Annotated in this window: 3 protein-coding genes; all 3 read left to right on the plus strand. The window is 45.9% G+C overall.

Translation table 11 applies throughout. From position 1 onward, the window contains the following. Positions 1-373, plus strand: a 373-nt coding sequence (locus ACYQ8U_RS23010; protein WP_459947895.1) for a hypothetical protein, incomplete at its 5' end; no start/stop codon positions are given. Between the two features lie 31 nt (positions 374-404). Next, complete coding sequence (locus ACYQ8U_RS23015) at positions 405-647, plus strand: type II toxin-antitoxin system Phd/YefM family antitoxin (protein WP_459947896.1); 243 nt, start codon at positions 405-407, stop codon at positions 645-647. Then, positions 644-907 carry a Txe/YoeB family addiction module toxin gene (locus ACYQ8U_RS23020; RefSeq protein WP_459947897.1) on the plus strand — a complete coding sequence of 88 codons (264 nt, stop codon included), beginning with the start codon at positions 644-646 and terminating at the stop codon, positions 905-907. The genes ACYQ8U_RS23015 and ACYQ8U_RS23020 overlap by 4 nt, the downstream gene beginning before the upstream one ends. The last annotated feature ends 287 nt before the right edge of the window (positions 908-1194 follow it).

Genomic DNA, 1194 nt, shown 5'->3' on the forward strand with positions numbered 1-1194 from the left:
AAATTTTTGGTCAGGCGAGGATCTTTTTCTCCAATTTGTCGATAGCCATGTCACCGGCGGTGGCGTGAAAATGCTTAAAAATGGCGGTTTTAAAATGCTGTTTTCTGGCCGGGAGTATTCTGGGGGGCGCTTCAGAAAACGGAAAAAATCGTACGCTAAGCTACGCCCTGGTAGCAAACGTGGCATATCCGCGAATTGCAACAGAAGCCCCCCCTTTACTCTCCGATCCAACATAACAGGAAGAAGGTCAATCAAGGGGTGTGCTTTTATGTCAAGGATTGCCATCGCAAACCTTAATCGTGCGATTACCGATACTGCACTGCCGTTTAATTGCGATATGGACGATCTCCAATACTTGACAAATCGTCCGTGAAAGCGTACGTTGTCCGCATGGAGGTACTATTATGAATATTCTTAATGTGACAGAAGCCAGAGCAAAACTATATACCCTTATAGATGAAACGGCAGCTTCTCATCAGCCCGTCATAATCACCGGCAAAAGAGGGAATGCTGTACTTGTGTCTGAAGAAGACTGGAATGCGATATCCGAAACACTCTACCTGCTTTCAGTACCAGGAATGCGGGAATCCATCAAAGAGGGAATGAAACAGGATTTATCGGAATGCTCACAGGAGCTTGATTGGTGACTTGGGACATCGTTTTCACAAAACAAGCTCAGAAAGATGCAAAAAAGCTGACAACTGCCGGATTAAAAACCAAAGCACAAAAGCTTCTTGAGATAATCCGAGAAAACCCTTTCCAAAAGCCACCACCTTACGAAAAACTGATTGGTGATCTTGTCGGGGCTTATTCCCGCAGAATAAATATCCAACACCGGCTCGTTTACCAGGTTTATCAACAAGAGCATATCATTAAAATACTTCGATTATGGACGCACTACGAATAACCGATATTGCGCCTGTTTCTGAGGGGGATTTTTGCCTGTGAAGTATTTCTGCCTTCTCAGGAAACATCTCTGTACTCGAGTCATACATTGACAGCTCGGGAAGTTCGTTGCAATGTGTCGCTTACGGCGAAACACGAATGGCACCCTGGTTCGGGGGAGATGCCGCCAAAAAGCAAACACGGCGACTTGAAATCGAGCCGGTTTCGTGTAATGCTTTCCAAAATGCTCGCACTAGGACCGTCGATGGCAAGTGGTATGGTTGACAGAGCTGCCCATTACCGAACCAG

The sequence above is a fragment of the Desulfocastanea catecholica genome (genome assembly GCF_054657295.1).